The sequence below is a fragment of the Acidobacteriota bacterium genome (assembly GCA_028875725.1).
Taxonomy (GTDB): Bacteria; Acidobacteriota; Thermoanaerobaculia; order Multivoradales; family Multivoraceae; genus Multivorans.
On the sequence record JAPPCR010000005.1, the window covers coordinates 187,248 to 203,845 of the forward strand.

General features: G+C 68.3%; 13 protein-coding genes, 2 tRNA genes and 1 pseudogene. 5 read left to right on the forward strand and 11 right to left on the reverse strand.

Features of this window, described 5'->3' with window-relative positions:
- Positions 1-14: 14 nt before the first annotated feature.
- Positions 15-114, reverse strand: a tRNA-Sec gene (locus OXI49_01075).
- 53 nt (positions 115-167) lie between these two features.
- Here OXI49_01075 and OXI49_01080 point away from each other — a divergent pair.
- The gene (locus OXI49_01080) at positions 168-767 is read left to right on the forward strand and encodes a hypothetical protein (GenBank protein MDE2689082.1); all 600 of its coding nucleotides are present in this window, start codon (positions 168-170) and stop codon (positions 765-767) included.
- 26 nt (positions 768-793) lie between these two features.
- Here the strand turns inward: OXI49_01080 and OXI49_01085 are convergent.
- Both OXI49_01085 and OXI49_01090 read right to left on the reverse strand, forming a co-directional pair.
- Positions 794-869 (reverse strand) — tRNA-Ala (locus tag OXI49_01085).
- Between the two features lie 32 nt (positions 870-901).
- Positions 902-1,453, reverse strand: coding sequence for a hypothetical protein (locus OXI49_01090; protein ID MDE2689083.1), 552 nt, complete (start codon positions 1,451-1,453; stop codon positions 902-904).
- A 66-nt stretch (positions 1,454-1,519) separates the two neighbouring features.
- Here OXI49_01090 and OXI49_01095 point away from each other — a divergent pair, with 66 nt between their 5' ends.
- Positions 1,520-2,254 (forward strand): phosphoribosyltransferase family protein, encoded by a 735-nt coding sequence (locus OXI49_01095; GenBank protein ID MDE2689084.1) that lies wholly within the window; start codon positions 1,520-1,522, stop codon positions 2,252-2,254.
- Positions 2,255-2,281: 27 nt separating this feature from the next.
- Positions 2,282-4,357 carry a carboxypeptidase-like regulatory domain-containing protein gene (locus OXI49_01100; GenBank protein MDE2689085.1) on the forward strand — a complete coding sequence of 692 codons (2,076 nt, stop codon included), beginning with the start codon at positions 2,282-2,284 and terminating at the stop codon, positions 4,355-4,357.
- A gap of 44 nt (positions 4,358-4,401) precedes the next feature.
- Here the strand turns inward: OXI49_01100 and OXI49_01105 are convergent, their stop codons facing one another.
- A complete protein-coding gene (locus OXI49_01105) occupies positions 4,402-4,617 on the reverse strand; it encodes a hypothetical protein (protein MDE2689086.1) in 216 nt (71 codons plus the stop codon).
- Between the two features lie 306 nt (positions 4,618-4,923).
- Between OXI49_01105 and OXI49_01110 the strand changes: the two genes are divergently transcribed.
- Together OXI49_01110 and OXI49_01115 are read left to right on the forward strand one after the other, a co-directional pair.
- On the forward strand, positions 4,924-7,743 hold the full coding sequence (locus OXI49_01110) for an ATP-binding protein (protein MDE2689087.1): 2,820 nt from the start codon (positions 4,924-4,926) through the stop codon (positions 7,741-7,743).
- Entirely contained in the window at positions 7,740-9,119 is a 1,380-nt protein-coding gene (locus tag OXI49_01115; GenBank protein ID MDE2689088.1) for a sigma-54 dependent transcriptional regulator, read from the forward strand. Before OXI49_01110 ends, OXI49_01115 begins: the two co-directional genes overlap by 4 nt.
- On the opposite strand, the gene OXI49_01120 is transcribed toward OXI49_01115, so the two are convergent.
- From OXI49_01120 to OXI49_01150, 7 genes and pseudogenes are all read right to left on the reverse strand, one after another.
- Positions 9,116-9,760 carry a hypothetical protein gene (locus tag OXI49_01120; GenBank protein ID MDE2689089.1) on the reverse strand — a complete coding sequence of 215 codons (645 nt, stop codon included), beginning with the start codon at positions 9,758-9,760 and terminating at the stop codon, positions 9,116-9,118. The genes OXI49_01115 and OXI49_01120 overlap by 4 nt on opposite strands.
- A gap of 187 nt (positions 9,761-9,947) precedes the next feature.
- A complete protein-coding gene (locus tag OXI49_01125) occupies positions 9,948-10,385 on the reverse strand; it encodes a hypothetical protein (GenBank protein ID MDE2689090.1) in 438 nt (145 codons plus the stop codon).
- 101 nt (positions 10,386-10,486) lie between these two features.
- Positions 10,487-11,368, reverse strand: a complete 882-nt coding sequence (locus OXI49_01130; GenBank protein ID MDE2689091.1) for an acyltransferase — start codon at positions 11,366-11,368, stop codon at positions 10,487-10,489.
- Positions 11,369-11,376: 8 nt separating this feature from the next.
- Positions 11,377-12,798 carry a dihydropyrimidinase gene (hydA, locus tag OXI49_01135; protein ID MDE2689092.1) on the reverse strand — a complete coding sequence of 474 codons (1,422 nt, stop codon included), beginning with the start codon at positions 12,796-12,798 and terminating at the stop codon, positions 11,377-11,379.
- Positions 12,799-12,857: 59 nt separating this feature from the next.
- Complete coding sequence (locus OXI49_01140) at positions 12,858-14,915, reverse strand: S9 family peptidase (GenBank protein MDE2689093.1); 2,058 nt, start codon at positions 14,913-14,915, stop codon at positions 12,858-12,860.
- A 24-nt stretch (positions 14,916-14,939) separates the two neighbouring features.
- Positions 14,940-15,080, reverse strand: a pseudogene (locus tag OXI49_01145) (amidohydrolase family protein).
- 221 nt (positions 15,081-15,301) lie between these two features.
- Positions 15,302-16,546 (reverse strand): thiol-disulfide isomerase, encoded by a 1,245-nt coding sequence (locus tag OXI49_01150; protein MDE2689094.1) that lies wholly within the window; start codon positions 16,544-16,546, stop codon positions 15,302-15,304.
- Positions 16,547-16,598 lie beyond the last annotated feature (52 nt).

A 16,598-nucleotide genomic window follows, 5' to 3' on the forward strand; every position in this document is an offset into this window, starting at 1 on the left:
CCCCGGGCTGCAATTGGCGGAAGCGCATGGGAATCGAACCCACCCCCGGTGACGCATCACGCCCCGGACAACGGTTTTGAAGACCGCAGGAGGCACCAGCCCCCGAGCGCTTCCGCAGTCAGCATATCCTCGGCCTTCCGACCTGGAACCAGACGAGGAACACCGTCATGACGATCCCTACCGCCGGCCCGCGGGGCCGGGCACCAGCTCTCTGTCTCACGCTCCTGCTGCTGGCGTGCGGCGCGGACGCGCCCGCTGAAGGAGGAGGCGCCCAGGAGGCCACGGCGGAGGTTGAGCTCTCCGAGCCGATCAGCGCCAGCGGCCTGTCGATCGCCCTTCCGGCGGCGTGGAACCGCCTCGAACCGAGATCGGCGATGCGCATGCTCGAAGCCCAGATCCCGGGTTCCGGCGGCCCGGGTGAAGTTTCCGCGTACTACTTCGGGCCCGGCGGGGGCGGCGGGCTGGCAGCGAACATCGAGCGCTGGAAGAGCCAGGTCGTCCTCCAGCCCGGGGCACCGGAGCCGACGACGCAGAGTCGCGAGAGCGGCGGCGTCCGCCGGACGTGGGTCGAGCTCGAAGGGACGGTCAAGGCGAGCACGATCGGCAGCTTCCCGACGACCGACCTGCACGACGGGGCGCTCTTCGGCGCGATCATCGAAGCCCCGGGCGGCCCCTGGTATCTACGCGCCGTGGGACCCGGCGCGACGATGCGCGAGCAGCGCCAGGCGTTCCTGGCGATGCTGGACAGCGCCCGCCCGCAGAACTAGCCCGGAAGCCAGGCGCGGCCGAAACGTGGTGGAGCCGATGGGAGTCGAACCCACGACCTCTTGAATGCCATTCAAGCGCTCTCCCAACTGAGCTACGGCCCCACGGGTCGGCGGCGCGCGAGTGTAGCAGCCTGCTAGAAGTGGTACGCCACTCCGGCGTGAACGGTGGCGTGGGTGCTGGAGGCGTCGAGGTCCGCGTAGTGGCCCACCAGCTCGACGAGGATCGAGAACCGCTCGTTGATCGGGAAGTCACCCGTCACGCCCAGGGTCAGGCCGACTCCCTCATCGCTCTCGACTCCGTCCCCGAGCTGGTACACGCCGAGGCCCATGAACACGCCCGATTCGTAGTAGAGGTCGTTGAAACGGTACTCGCCCGCGATCGTCACGTAGCGGAAGGTGGGGCTCGCCAGAGTGCCGATCTGGTCGCCGCTCAGATCCGTGCTGCCCAGCCGGAGGCCGACCGCGGTGCGCGGCTGGGTCCGCCACGAGATGCTCGCCAGGAAGCCCGCGTGGTCGAGGCCGCCGTCGGGCTTGCCGTCCAGGCTGCCGCCGAAGGTCGGTCCGAGTGAGACGGTGTAGCTGTATCGCTCCTGGGCGCCGGCGCTCGCCGTGCCCGCGAGCAGCAGGAGGACTGTAGCCAGTGCCGGCACGACGGCGGCGCGCAGCTTTCGTTTCCGTGAGGTCAAGAGAGTCTCCTTGGTCCGCGCGCCGGGCAGTATAGACGCGGGCTGAATCCGTCCTGGTCGGCAGGAATGACCGCAGACGGCCCACCCACCCGAAGAAGACTGCCCATCTGTTTCTACGGATCAGCGGCGCAAAGCGTCTGTCGACTGGCGCGGCGTTTCCCCGCCTTCGCCGTCGGGCTGCTCCTGCCCCGGCCCTGCCTCGCCTGCTCGGCCCCGGCCGAACGTGAACTAGGGCTGTGCAGGCCGTGTCGGCGGCTGCTCGAAGCTCGGCCCCGGGGCGCGGCCCGCGGAGACCGGCTGGAAGGTTGCGACCGTTTCTTCTGGCTCTGGGCGTACCACCCGCCGTTCGACCAGATCATCCTGGGCCTGAAGTACCGCCGCCTCGACTACCTGGGCCTCCACATCGCCGACGAGGCGAACACTCGACTGGGAATCGAGCTGCGCCGCGCCGACGTTGTCGTACCCATGCCCATGCACTGGCGCCGGCGGCTCGCTCGTGGCCGCAACCACGCGGACTCGATCGCCCGGCCGCTCGCCCGGCGTCTCGGGCGGCCGCTGTCGCCCGCGCTGAGACGGCGGACCCTGGGCAGGCCGCAGGTCGGCCGCGGCCGCCGTCAACGCCTCCTGAACCCGGGAATCGCCTTCACCTGCCACAGGCCCGCCGCGGTCCGGGACCGCGTCGTGCTCCTGGTCGACGACGTAGTGACCACCGGCGCAACCTCCGGCAGGGCCGCCCGTACTCTCAAGGCGGCGGGCGCGAGGAGGGTCATCGTCTTCGCCGCGGCCCGCACACTCACCTGACCGCCGTCCGCTATAGTGATTCCCAACATGACCTGCCGGATGCATCCCGGCGACTTTCGGTCGACCGCTGTGCGAGTGCGCATGCTCTCCGCCGGAGTCCTGGCGCCCGTCGCCGCCATCGCCTTCCTGGGCGCCGCGCCGCTCCAGGCCGGCCTCGACCTGCCGAGCCTTGGCGATCCACTGGCCGGGCGGCTGGTCGGCCGGGTCCACGTCGGCGAGGCGGCCCTTCCCGCCGCCCGCGTGTACGTCTACGACGTCGCCGATCGCAGCAAGCGCAGGACGACGACTGACCGTTTCGGCCGATACGCCTTCCAGCCCCTGCCGGCCGGCGTCTACCGCGTGATCGCTCACCGGCCGGGCTTCGTGCCCGCGGTGGCGGAGCTTGTGCGCACGACGGGCGAGTCGGTGCAGGCGCTCGACTTCGAGCTGGGCGCCCGCGAGCGCCGGCCCGCAGGCGAGGAGACAGGCGCAGGCGAGGAGGACTTCTGGTCCGTCCGGGAGCGCATACCGAACGACATCCTGCGCCAGATCCAGATCGCGGAAGCGATCGCGGACGATCAGGACTGGGCGCTCGAGTCGGCGGTCCAGCGCGAGCGCTTCGAGGCCGAACTGCGGACGCTTTCGGGCATCGAGGACGCAGGCGGTGACGCCGGCGCCAGGGTGCTCGGCAGTCAGTTCGATCTCCGCAGCCGGTTCGGCAAGACCCAGCTCGCCCTGCGATCCGACCTGCGCGAGTTCGAACGCCAGGTGTTCAACGAAGACCACCAGCAGCTCGGCGACAGCCAGGCCTTCGCCCTCGACGTGAACCACCGGGGCTCGAACGTCCAGATCACGTCGCAGCGACACCGCTTCCACGGCGGCGGGTTCAATGGCGGCGAGGCCGCGGCCTGGGACGACTGGGGACCGGCCCCGTTCGCCGGCCTCGAAAGCTACGGCCTGCGGGTCGAACAGGCGGCCGGCGCCGGCGACGCCCACTTCGAGGCCCGGTACACCGCCGACCAGAACTTCCATCACGGTTTCGGCGACCTCTACGCCGGCCAGAGCGGTCTGCACAGCCTGGCGCTGGCGTCCATCGACTCACCGATGTCCTCGACGACCCTGGAGTTCCGGGGCGGCTACGAGCGGCAGATCACCGCCAACGCCTCGCTCGAAGCCGGACTCACCTACCGCGAGCGGCAGGCCTACGGTAGCGGCCGGTTCTCGACCTGGGGCGAGGATCCCCACCAGCGCTTCGACGTCTTCAGCCAGGGCAACTGGGAAGTCCAGCCCACGGTCGTTCTCGAGTACGGCATGTTCAGCACGCTGAGCGACGGCAATGTCTCCTTCACGCCCCGCGCCGGCTTCGTCGTCGAACTGGGCTCCAACTGGCTGGCCGCGGTCTCGGCCAGCGAGAGGGTCGACTCGGAACACCTCCTCTTCCGCGATTTCCTGCAGGTCCAGTACCACGACGACGACGCCTGCACCGCCACGTTCGAGCACTGCTACCGGATCGAGCTCAGCCGGCGGCTCGGCGCCACCGACGACAGCCGCCGCGTCGAGTTCGGCATAACGGAGCGCCAGTTCGCGGACAGCGTCCGGCTCTACTTCAGCCGCGACATCTTCGAACGGCTGGAGAGCCTGCTCCTGCTCGACGGCGACCAGGTCGCCGAACTCCACTTCGGGCTGCAGCAGCGCCTGGGCGAGAAGATCCTGACCCGGATCAGCACCTCGGCCGCCTCGGGCGGCGGCGGTCTGCTCCGCGCCGTCGACGGTAGCGGCAACAACCTTGAGAACCAGGTCCGCTACGTGATCGCCAGTGTCGACACCCAGTTCGAACGCAGTTCAACTGGCGTCCTGCTCGCCTTCCGCCGGGTGGACCAGGAACTGTCGCCCGTCGCTCGGGACGCCCGGTTCCCGGCCGCCGGCCCGAACTCGGTGCTCTCCGTCGAGCGCCTGCAGCTCCTGCTGACGCAGGGACTGCCGTGGGTCACCGGCACCGGCATCCAGAACTGGGCCCTGCAACTCGAGATGCAGCTCAGCCGCGGGCATCTCCCGGTCGACTCCAGCCAGGACCCGGATCAGTTGCGCCGCCGGGTCGTCGCGGGTTTAGCGGTCCGCTTCTAGCTCCGCTGGGTGCGCGGCCTTGGCCGGCGGCGTTGTTGTCCCAGTCAGGGGATGAGCTTGATCGCGGCGACGATCAGGGCGCCAACCGTGAGGGTCGTGGCCATCATCCAGACGCGGAGATTGGCCAGGTCCTCCTTCATGGCGACGTGCTTCATCCGCTCGTCGACGCGGATGTGCCATTCCCGCAGTTCAAGGATCTCGGTGTTCAGGTCGGCGACGATGCGTCCCATGTTGTCGATCGTGACGTCGGCTTCTTCCATCGTGATCCCGCTCCCGCTTGGTTGATCGTAACGTAGCTCGGCCTGTCCACGGAGGCCTTCCCTGCCGACCTGGACGGGATCGGGGCGTTGAACCTCGATTCAAGAAACCGGTTCCAAACCAACAGGTTGAACTCCGACCGCCCAAAGCGCCGCCTACATGCCCTAGAATCAGGCGGATAGCCGGGGAATCCGTCCGGCACAGGACGTGCGTACAGAAAGCCGAATTGGCCCGAGCACGGCCTTCCGGCCGCACCTGAGGCACAGAAGACACACCCACGACGAAGCGACCGGACGAGCGACCCAGCGATGCGCATCGAGTCCCGACCCACCCGGCTCGGCCTGACCGCTGCACTCCTGCTTGCGACGATCCTGGTGGTCGGCCTCGGCGGCTTCTCCATGGGCCGCAAGGTGAGTTCGTTCCAGGATGTCGGGCTCGTGGTCGAAACGGCCGCCGGGGAGCTGCGCGTGATCGCAGCCGCCGATGGGTCGGAGCTGCTGCCCGACGACGTCGTCGTCCTGGCCAACGGCGAACCGCCACTGACGGCCGACGAGCTGGAGCGCCTGCTGCGCCGGCGTTCGGAGAGCGACCTGCAGGTGCTCCGGGACACCGACGAAGGCGAAGAGCTGGTCACGGCACTGCACCCCCTGCCCCGGCTGAGCCTGGACTGGGCCTACATCGCCCTCGCGCTGACCGGGATCGCCTACCTTTTGATCGGGCTCTACACGCTGAGCCGCCAGCGCAGCCGGCAGACGCTCCTGTTTCACCTCTGGGCCCTGACCTCCGCGGCCCTCTACCTGGTGACGCCAATCGCGCCCTTCGACGCGATCGACCGCCTCTTCTACCTCGTCGACGGCGCCTGCCGGCTCCTCCTGCCGCCCCTCACCCTGCACTTCTTCCTCGTGTTCCCGGTGCGCCCGAACTCCATCTGGGCGCGCCGCGCGGTGCCCTGGCTCTACCTGCCGTCCGCCGCGCTGCTCGCGCTGCAGCTCGACCAGATCTTCGGGGCCGGCCGTCTCGCCGGCGAGCTCTCGGCCACCGCCCTCGAGCGGCAGGACCGTGTCGAGCTGCTCCTGCTGGTCGCCTACGCGCTGGCCGCGGCCGCGGTGCTGGGCCGCCGCCTGCTGTCCAGGCGCGACTGGGAGCAGGGACGGCAGACACAGTGGATCGCCTTCGGCGTTGCCGGCGGCTACCTGCCGTTCCTGGTGCTGTACGTCGTGCCATTCGCCCTGGAAGTGCCCGCGCCCGGCTGGCTCGACGCCGTCGCGGTGGCGCCGCTGGCCCTGGTTCCGCTGAGCTTCGCCTACGCCCTGCTCCGCTACCGTCTCTGGGACGTGGCGGTCATCGCCCGCGATGTCGCGACCTACGCGCTCACGGTGCTGCTTGCCGTGCTGGGCTTCTCGCTGCTCAGCCTGCTCATCCGCCGCGGCGTGCCCCAGGACATGGTCGTCGCCAGGGGCTTCCTGAACGCCAGCGCGCTGCTCGTCATAGGAACCCTCTCCATACCGGTCAAGCAGGGCATCGGCTCGAGTCTCCAGCGACTCCAGTATCGCGCCCAGCGCAGCCGCCGCGCGCTGCAGAGGCTCGGCGAGGAACTGCTCCACGAACGGGACCTCGGGCGGCTGGCGTCGAGCCTGCTGCGAGAGCTGGAAGAAGGCCTGAGCCTGGAGCAGAGCAACCTGTTCCTGGTCGAAGGCGAGCATCTGACGCCCGTGCGGGAAGAACCCGAAGCGCCGGAGCTCAGGCTCGCCGAAGTCGACGTCTCCATCTGGACCGAGGCCCACCGGGCCCTCGCCCGGGCGCCGCTGGCCGACGCCGCGGACAGCGGGTACCTGCGCCTGGCGGTGCTCGGCTACCACTACGTCTTCCCGCTCCAGGTGCGGGACCGGACGGTCGGTCTCCTCTACGTTGGCCGCCGCGTCGGCGGCGCGCCGCTCTCCACCGACGACCTGACGCTCATCCGCCAGCTCCTGAACCAGGCGGTGCTGGCGATCGAGAACGCGCAACTCCTCGAGCAGAGACAGCGGCAGTTGACCCGGGTCTCCGAACTCAAGCAATTCAGCGAGGAGATCATCGAGTCCTCTCCGGCCGGCATCGCCGTCATTGACGGCAGGGACCGGATCGTGACCGCGAACGGCGCCTTCGGGGCTCTCGTCGGCCTGTCCCGGAACGAGGCTGCCGGCCGAGGCCTCGGCGACCTGATTCCGCTCGACCTGTTTCCGCGGCAGGACGACCCGCCGGTCGAGGTCCGGTTCGAGGACCGGACCGGGACCGAGAAGTACCTCCAGTTGTCCGTCGCGGCGTTCCAGGGCGCCGCGCCCGGCGACCGGGTCGTCGTGGCCCACGACGTCACCGAGCGAGTGGCGATGAAGCGGGAGCTGGCCGAGAAGGAACGCCTCGCGGCTCTCGGCGCGATGGCCGCCGGCGTCGCCCACGAGGTGAACACGCCCCTGACGGGAATCTCGAGCTACGCCCAGATGCTGCTGGCGGAGACCTCCGAGCAGGATCCGCGGCGGCGCCTGTTGCGCAAGGTCGAGCGCCAGACCTTCCGGGCCGCCCGCATCGTCAACACGCTCCTCGACTTCGCGCGCCGCGGCCGGCACGAACCGGCGCCCGTCGATCTGGCCTTCGTGGTCCGCGAAAGCTGCGAGGCACTGGCGGAACGGTTCGCCGACGCCGGCGTCGAGCTCCAGGTGGACCTCGGCCCGTGCGGCAGGGACCGGGTGCCCGGCAACGAGACAGAACTGGGCCAGGTGCTCGCCAACCTGATGATCAACGCTGTCGACGCGATGACGGAAGCCGGCAGCAAGGAAAGGCGCCTCTCGCTGGCGGTCGACAAGAACTCGGGCGACTCGCTCGACGTATTCATTGACGACACCGGGCCCGGCATTCCCGAGCAGCACCTTGAACGCGTATTCGAACCCTTCTTCTCCACCCGCAAGGCCGTTGGAGGCACCGGCCTCGGGCTCTCGATCAGCCAGGAGATCGTCCGCCGGCACGGCGGTGACCTGGTCGCCTCGAACCTTCCGTCCGGTGGCTGCCGCCTCACGCTTCGTCTGCCCACGATGCGCCGACCGCAACCCGTGATGCCCCGACCGCAGCCCCAGTCGAAGGAGAACGACGAATGAACATCCTCATCGTCGACGACGAAGAGGTCCTGCAGGACGTCCTCACCGCCCTGATCCGGCAGGAGGGGCACCATCCGATCTGCTGCGCCACCGGCCAGGAGGCCTTGACCGTGCTCGCCCAGGAGGAGATCGACCTGGTGCTGCTCGACCTGATGTTGCCGGACATGAACGGCAGGGAGGTGATGCGCCGCATCCGCCAGAGCGACCCGGACCAGGTCGTTGTCGTGATCACCGCCTACTCCTCGATCGAGGGCGCGATCGAAGCGATGCGCGAAGGAGCTTTCCACTACCTGCCCAAGCCGTTCAAGAACGAAGAGGTCCGGCTCACCATCCGCCAGGGCCTGGAGCGCCGCCGCCTGACCGCCGAGAACCGGGATCTCAAGGAGCAACTCCGTGAGCGCCAGGGCTTCGACAGCATCATCGGCAAGAGCCGGCCGATCCGCCAGGTCTTCGACCTGATCCGCCGGGCCGCACCGTCCAAGAGCAACATCCTGATCCGCGGCGAGAGCGGCACCGGCAAGGAACTCGTCGCCAAGTCGATCCACAACAACTCGAAGCGCAAGGACGGACCGTTCGTCACCGTGAACTCCGGATCGATGCCCAGTGAACTCCTGGAGAGCACCCTCTTCGGCCACGTCAAGGGGGCCTTCACGGGCGCCGTGTCGCACAAGAAGGGCCTGTTCGAGGTCGCGCATGGGGGCACGATCTTCTTCGACGAGATCGGGAACATCCCGCCCGACACGCAGTCCAAGCTGCTGCGCGTGATCCAGGAGAAGGAATTCATGCGGCTCGGCGGGCTCGAGACCCTGCGCGCCGACGTCCGCCTCGTCGCGGCGACGAACGCCGACCTGGAGGACCGCGTGACGAAGGGCGAGTTTCGCGAGGACCTCTACTACCGGCTGAACGTGATCACGATCCAGCTTCCGCCCCTGTCCAGGCGGGTCGAGGACATCCCCCTGATCTCCCAGCACTTCCTCCGCATGTACTCGAACGAGAACGAGAAGTCGCCCCGCCGGCTCACGCCCGAGGCGATGGACGTGCTGATGGCCCACAGTTGGCCCGGCAACGTCCGCGAGCTGGAGAACGTGATCGAGCGGGCCGTCGTCCTCTCCACCGGCGAGGAGATCGGCCTCGACCTGCTGCCCGCCGCCCTCCGTGAAGGCGGCGCGACGGTGCCGACGCCGGCGACGCTCCCGAAGACGGGCGTCTCGTTCAAGGAGGCGGTCAGCGCCTACGAGCGGGAGCTGATCGTCCGGGCGCTGCAGGCCTGCGGCGGCGTCCAGAAGCGCGCCGCCGAGCGGCTCAAGGTCAAGCCCACGACGCTACACGAGATGATGAAGCGCCTGCAGGTGACGATCGAGAGCCGCGCTAGCTAGGCGAAGACGCGCGTCTCGAAGTCCTCGGCGTTCACGATCGAGGCGCTGTCGCCGGTGGCCCGGATGACGAAGAAGCCCTGCCGTTCGGCGTGGAGGGCCACCTCGTCCGACGCCTGAAGATAGGCCATCGCGCCGTAGACCTTGCGATCACGGTACTCGGGCCACCACTCCTTGAAGCGGACCAGCTTCGACCGGAACCGCCCGACGTCCTCCGGGCGGAGCGTCGTCTTGACCTCGACCACGACGATCTCTTCGCCGTTCACCGCCATGATGTCCACCTCGTAGCTCTCGCCGCCTCGCCGCGTCAGAGTGCGCTGCGCGAGACTCCGAACGCCGATGCCCCGGCCGTCCAGCAACCTGACCAGATCGCCGCTGACCAGGCTCTCCATCAGCTTGCCCCACTGCGTCGTGAACAGGTTCTCCGCCTTCTTGAGACGGCGGTCCGTCTCCTTCATCTGCCGGTCCGTCTCCTTCATCCGGCGGTCCAGTTCCTCGCTTCTTTCTTTCTGGGTCTTCCTGTCCTCTTGCTGGGACTTCCTGTCCTCCCTGATGCTCTCGGTGATCGCCTCGATGTTCCGGGTGAGTTCCCGCAACCGCTCGAGGGTTGGAGCTTCGCCGCTTTCTTCGTGGGGAATGGTCATGTTCGGTCGTCGCCTCTCTTCGGTTGTGGCGCCAGGGCGCCGTGAAGCGGTGGGACCTGGTTGCAAGCAGGCCGGGGGGCAACGCCGCGCAAAGCCGGCAAGGGAGTCGGAGAGTACCAGCCGGCCGAACCCAAGTCGCAGAGCTTCGAAACCGGACCTCGCCGTCCAGCGCCCCAGTGATCGCAGATCATTCGTCGCGCGCCTGCGCTCGATCCGCTTCATCTATCACCCGGCTCACGCACGGAGCCAGTTCGACTTGATCGAAGCACGCCGCAAGGTCCTGGCCGTCCTCGAGGCCGCGGCGCAGGTACGCCAGGAACTCCAGGTCGTCGGGCTCGCCGTCTTCGACTAGCTCCAGCAGCGCCGCTCGCGGGTCGTCAGGTGACTCCGGCTCCTCGGTCGCGCCGAGCAGGCCCAGAAAGCCGCGAATCCCCGGGTCCTGCCAGGGCCACTCGAACACGAGGTAGGAAAGGCGGTCGATGTCCTGGGCATCGGCCCCGGACACGTACTTGCCAAGGGCCGACTGCAGGTCGGCCTGCGCCGAAACCGGGCTCTGCAGCAAGACCAAAACGAGAGTCAGCACGCTCCACGACACGACGACATCGCAGAGCCGCGCTTTCCTCATCGTCCGTCTCCTCTCGTCGTTCGGACCCACAACCGCCGTGGCCATCCTGTGCAACTGCCGCGCAAGCTCCACCCATTCCCTCGGGCGGCTTCACGTTCAAGCTACGGTTCAACAAGCCCGTCGTACGCCTCGGGCCGGCGGTCGCGGTAGAACTGCCACACCGAGCGCACCTCGTCGATCATCCCGAGGTCGAGGTCCGCCACCAGGAGTTCGTCCTGGTCCTTTGACGCCTGGGCGACGATCTCACCCCTCGGGCTCACGAAGTAGCTGCTGCCGTAGAAGGAGCCCAGGTCCCACGGCTTCTCCGTGCCGACCCGGTTGACGCAGCCCATGAAGTAGCCGTTCGCCACCGCGTGCGCCGGCTGCTCGATCGTCCACAGGTGGTCGGAGAGGCCGGCGACGGTGGCCGACGGGTTGTAGACGATCTCGGCGCCGGCGAGGCCCAGGGCCCGCGCGCCCTCGGGGAAGTGGCGGTCGTAGCAGATGTAGACGCCGATCCGCCCGAAGGCGGTGTCGAAGACCGGGTAGCCGAGGTTGCCCGGGCGGAAGAAGTACTTCTCCCAAAAGCCGGCCACCTGCGGGATGTGGGTCTTGCGGTACTTGCCGAGGTAGCTGCCGTCGGCGTCGATGACGGCGGCCGTGTTGTAGAGGATGCCCGCGGTCTCCCGCTCGTACACCGGCACGACGATCACCATGCCGAATCGTCGCGCGTACTCCGCCATCCGCTCCGTGGCCGGGCCGGGGACCGACTCAGCCGCCGCGAACCAGCTCGAGTCCTGGCCGGGGCAGAAGTACGGCGTGTTGAACACCTCCTGCAGGCAGAGGACCTGGACGCCCTGGCGGCCCGCCTCCTCGATGTAGGGAATGTGCTTGGCCGTCATCGCCTCCACCGTGGCGGCGACCTCCTCGGCCGACGCGCCGTCGCCGCAGGTGCCGTCCGGCAGCGACATCTGGATCAGACCGGACTTCAACATTCTGCTCATGTCATCTCCTAGTACGGCCCGCCGAACAGCCCTCGCTTCAGGAAGTTACCCCCGCCGGCCCGGCCGTGCCAGACGTTGTCCTCGACCACCACGCGGCCCCGGCTGATCACGATCTCCGAGATCCCCTGTACCTCGATGCCCTCGAAGGCGTTGTAATCCACGTTCATGTGGTGCGTGTGGGGGTTGTCGACGCTGATCGTCTCCCGGCGGTCCGGGTTGAAGATGACGATGTCGGCGTCGCTGCCCACGGCGATCGTCCCCTTCTTCGGGAACATCCCGAACAGCTTGGCCGCCGCCGTCGAGGTCAGGTCGACGAACTTGTTGACCGACAGCCGGCCACCCACGACGCCGCCGTTGTAGACCAGGCTCATCCGGTTCTCGACTCCCGGACCGCCGTTCGGGATCTTGCTGAAGTCATCTACCCCTAAGGTCTTCTGGTCCTTGAAACTGAAGGGGCAGTGGTCGGTCGAGACGCTCCGCAGATCGCCCAGGCCGAGGCCCCGCCAGAGCTGTTCCTGGTTCCACTTCTCGCGCAGCGGCGGCGTCATCACGTACTTCGCGCCCTCGAAGTCCTCGTGGTCGCCCGGAGACCGCCCGGAAGGCCGGTCGTAGTGACTGAGGTCCAGGAACAGGTACTGCGTGCAGGTCTCGGCGAAGACCTGGGCCTCCCGGGCGCGGGCCAGCCTGACCTCTTCGAGCGCGTCCGCGCAGCTCACGTGGACGATGTAGACGGGCACTCCGGCCACCTCGGCGATCGCGATCGACCGATGGACCCCCTCCGCCTCCATCCGCGTGGGCCGGGTCAGCGCGTGGTACTTCGGCGCCGTGTTCCCCGCGGCGAGCGCCAGCTTGACGATCTCGTCGATGGCGATCCCGTTCTCGGCGTGCATGCACACCAGGCCGCCCTCCTCGCCGGCCTGGCGCATCGCCCGGAACAGCGTGGCGTCGTCCACGTAGAGCACGCCGGGATAGGCCATGAACATCTTGTACGAGGTCACGCCCTCGTCGGCCAGCCGCCGCATCTCCCACAGCCGGTCGTCCTCCATGTCGGTGACGATCATGTGGAAGCCGTAGTCGATGCTCGCCTTGCCGCCCGCCTTCTCGTGCCAGGTCTCGAGCCCCTCAAGGGTCGAGTGGCCCTTGGTCTGAATCGCGAAGTCGATGATCGTCGTCGTGCCGCCGAAGGCGGCCGCCCTGGTGCCGGTCTCGAAGTCGTCGGCACTCGTCGTGCCGCCGAACGGCATGTCCATGTGGGTGTGCGGGTCGATGCCGCCCGGCATGACCAGCCGGCCGGCCGCATCGATCGTGCGGTCGGCCTCGACCTCCAGGTCACGGCCAATGAGCGAAACCGTCTCGTCCTCGACGAAGATGTCGGCGTGGTAGTCGTCCACCGCCGTCACGATGCGACCGTTGCGAATCAACAGGGACATGGTGTTCCTCCTCTCCGGCAGTGGCCGGTCGGGTTCCCAGGACTCTAACCGTCAGTCGCTCACGGGCTCCGAACCCGGTAGCGCTCGAACCACTCCAGGACGTTCGCGACCTTGGCAATCAGGTTGGACGGACTGCTGCTCGCGATGCCGTGCCAGGCGTTCTGAATCCGCACCATCTGCGTCGGCACCTTTCGGATCTTCAGGGCCTGGTAGTACTGCTCGGTCTGTCCCATCGGCGTGCGCAGGTCCTGTTCCCCCGTGATCAGCATCGTCGGCGTCGTGACGTTGCCGACGAGGGACAGGGGCGAGCGAGCCCAGTAGTGCTCCAGCATGCCGTCCTCCCACACCGGACCGGGGAACCAGTACTGGTAGTAGGACGCGTACCCGTCCGACGTGAGCGAGAAGCTGATCCAGTCGATGACCGGCTTCTGTGACACGGCCGCGCCAAAGCGGTCGGTCTTCCCGACGATCCACGCCGTCAGCACGCCGCCGCCACTGCCGCCGGTGACCATCAGATTGTCCTCGTCGATGTAGCCCAGCTCGATCAGGGCATCGACGCCCGACATCAGGTCGTCGTAGTCGCGGCCGGGATAGGCGTGGTGGATCAGGTTGCCGAACTCTTCGCCATAGCTCGTGCTGCCGCGCGGGTTGGTGTAGAAGACGACGTAGCCAGCCGCCGCATAGAACTGGACCTCGGCCGCGAAGCGCGGGCCGTAGTTGGCGAACGGGCCGCCGTGAATCTCGAGAACGAGCGGGTACTTGCGAGAGGGGTCGAAGTCCGGGGGCTTGGCGATCCAGCCGTGCACGGGACGGCCGTCGTGCGAGGATTCCCACCAGATCTCCTCGACCGCGGCAAGCTCCTTGTGGGCAAGAAGGTCCTCGTTGAGGCCGGTGATCCGGCGGGGCTCGGTCCCCGCCCGGCCGACGGCGACATCGGCTGGGCGCGCCGGCGAATTGACGGTGAAGGCAAAGCTCCCGTCGCGAGCCACCGTGTAGGAACCGCCGCCATAGGGTCGACCAAGAGCGACGCCGCCAAGGTCGGCGGCAAGGTCGGTGACATCGCCGCCGAGGGTGATGTTCGCGACCCTGGTCGTGCCCTGGTCGTCGTACTGAATGAAGAGGGAGCGACCATCCGCGGCCCAGTTGAGGTTGCCCACGTCACGGTCCAGGTCGCCGACGCGGCGGGCGCCGCCGCCGTCCCGATCCATGACGTACAGGCGAGAGACCTGGTAGCCCTGATGGCGATCGTCGAAGCCCGTGTACGCGATCCGGGAACCGTCGGGCGATACCGCGGGGCCGCCATCGGGGCCGAAGCGGTCTGTTAGCTGACGAAGCTCCCGCGTCTCGACCGCTATCTCGAAGACCTCGCTGTTGCGGACATCGAAATCAGGGTTGCCGCGGTTGGCGCTGAAGACGATCGAGCGGGAGTCGGGCGACCAGGACAGTCCGCCGCCGTGATCGTACGCACCGCTCGTCAACTGGCGCGGCGTGCCGCCGTCCGCGGGCAGGACAAAGACGTGCGTGTTCCCGTCCGGGACGTATCCGCGGCCGTCCGCCCGGTAGCGGAGCTTCGAGATCACACGTGCCGGCGTCGTCCACTCGGCGCCCTCGGGCCTGGACGGCATCTTCGCGAAGGCCGGGGCCGGTTCGGGCACGAACATCGTCATGGCGACCCAGTTCCCGTCAGGCGACCAGGCGATGTTCCCGGGGGACTCGGTCACGTTCGTGAGTTCCGCCGTCTGGCCGGTGTCCATCCAGCGCACGAACAGTTGGTTCGTGCCTCCACTCAAGCCCACGTACAGCAGGCGGTCTCCGTCAGGAGACCAGCGCGGCGAGCTCACCGAGCCGCTTCCGTCCGTGATCGCACGGTGATTCGAGCCGTCCGCATCGACCACCCACAGCGCGGAGCGCGCCCTGTCCGTCATGACGTCGAAGCCGCGCCGGACGTACACGATCCGGTCGCCGTCGGGCGATATCCGGGGGTCGTCGGCAACCTCCATTTCGAAGACATCCAGGTACTGGAGCCGGTCGGGGTCGGCAGCCTCTTCGTTGACCTGGCCGACCAGCGGCCCGGTCGCGAGCGCGAGAGCGAACAGCGATGCGTGTTTCCTCGTCATTCCAGTCCCCTGTCGTGGAGCGTACTAGCCGGTCGGTGCCAGGCCGTACACGCGCACCGCGTTGCCGCCCAGGAACAGCGCCACCGTTTCGTCGTCGAGCCCCAGGTCGCCCAGACCCTTCAACGCCCGGGCGGGCGTGATCATCGGGTAGTTCGAGCCGAACACGCCGTAGCCGCCCAGCAGCCCTGCCGCCATCGCGGCGCGCGACACCGCCACGATGAACCGGCGGCGCCGGGCGTCAGCGAGGCCGTCTCCTGGCGCAGCCATCCCGTCCCCGATCCTAAAGGCCTTGCGCCCAAGAACGCTACCTGTAGGGCGCGTCACGGTGGATCGGCGGGCCATAGAGCGCGTCGGTCGTGCGGCAACCGGCAGCGCGCGTTATCCCTCTACGGCCCGCCGTCCACCTCGACCAGCTCGAAGAAGCCGAACATCATCTCGTCCGTCGACTGAAGCCCGAAGCCGACGTCGCGGGTCGGATCGGGGTTGTCGGGGTTCCCCGCCGAGTTGTCGTAGACGGCGACGATCTCGACGACGGTCCCTGCCGGCACGAGCTTCGGCTTCTCCGGGTAGTAGAAGAGCTGCCAGTTGAAGTCGTACCCGGGCACCTCCAGGAGCAGCTCGGAGTCGCCGTCCGTGTAGTGCGCCGTGTACGACATCCGCTTCCCGCGCAGGTGCATGTGCGGCAGGTAGGAGACGATCATCGAGTCGCGCGCGATCTCGTGCCGGTACTCCACCCGGTGGTCGGGCGCGCCGGCCGGAATCAGGAAGTCCATCTCGCCGGCGATGACGGCCTGGATCTCGGAGCGCAGCTCGCCTTCGCCGAAGTGGAGGCCGATGAGCGTCCGGTCGGTCTGTTCTTCGCCGTTCGGGTGGTAGTGCTGGTTCATGACGACGACGGCGCCCGGCTCGATCCAGCGGCCCGCGCCCTCCGGGAACTCGGTCGGCGCGGTCCCGGCGCCCCACATCGCCAGGACGTTGAAGTAGCCGCGGCCGTCGACGGAGCCGCTGGCCCGCAGCGCTTCCCTGGGCGTGAGGGGCACGCCGTCCTCCACCATGCCGGTGAAGTCGGCCTTGAAGGCAAGCTGGTGGTGGTTCACCTGGGGCGCTCCCGGCCGGAACTCGACCGCGCGGATCCAGCGGCGCTCCGGGAGATCGACGGTCACGAACTGGTTCAGGAACAGGTCCGGACCATCGGCCGGCACGGTGACGGCCGGCAACTCGATCACGTAGTCCGGTTCGCCGAGCTGCCAGCCTTCCGTGAACTCGGGCGGCTCGGGCATGAGCTTCGGATCCCCGGGCGGCGCGCCCCGTTCGACCCAGGCGACGATCGTGCCGATCTCCTCCTCGGACAGCGTCGGGTCGTTCGCCCATTCGCCCACGGCAGGCGCAGCGAACCACGGAGGCATCGCCCGGCTCGTCACGGCGCGCTGGATCGACCGCGCCCAGGGTCGCGCCTCCCGGTACGTGGCCAGCGACATCGGCGCGATCTCGCCGGGTCGATGACAAGTCACGCAGTGCCGGTTGAGGATCGGCGCCACGTCGCGACTGAACGTGATGTCGCCCGCGGCCGCCGGCGCGGCCGCAAGCAGCGATACGAGCAACGGGAATCTCACGACGGAGAGTGTCCGCATCGGCACTCCTCCCAGGAAAGTCAAGAACCACTGGCAGCCTAGACAAGGAGAG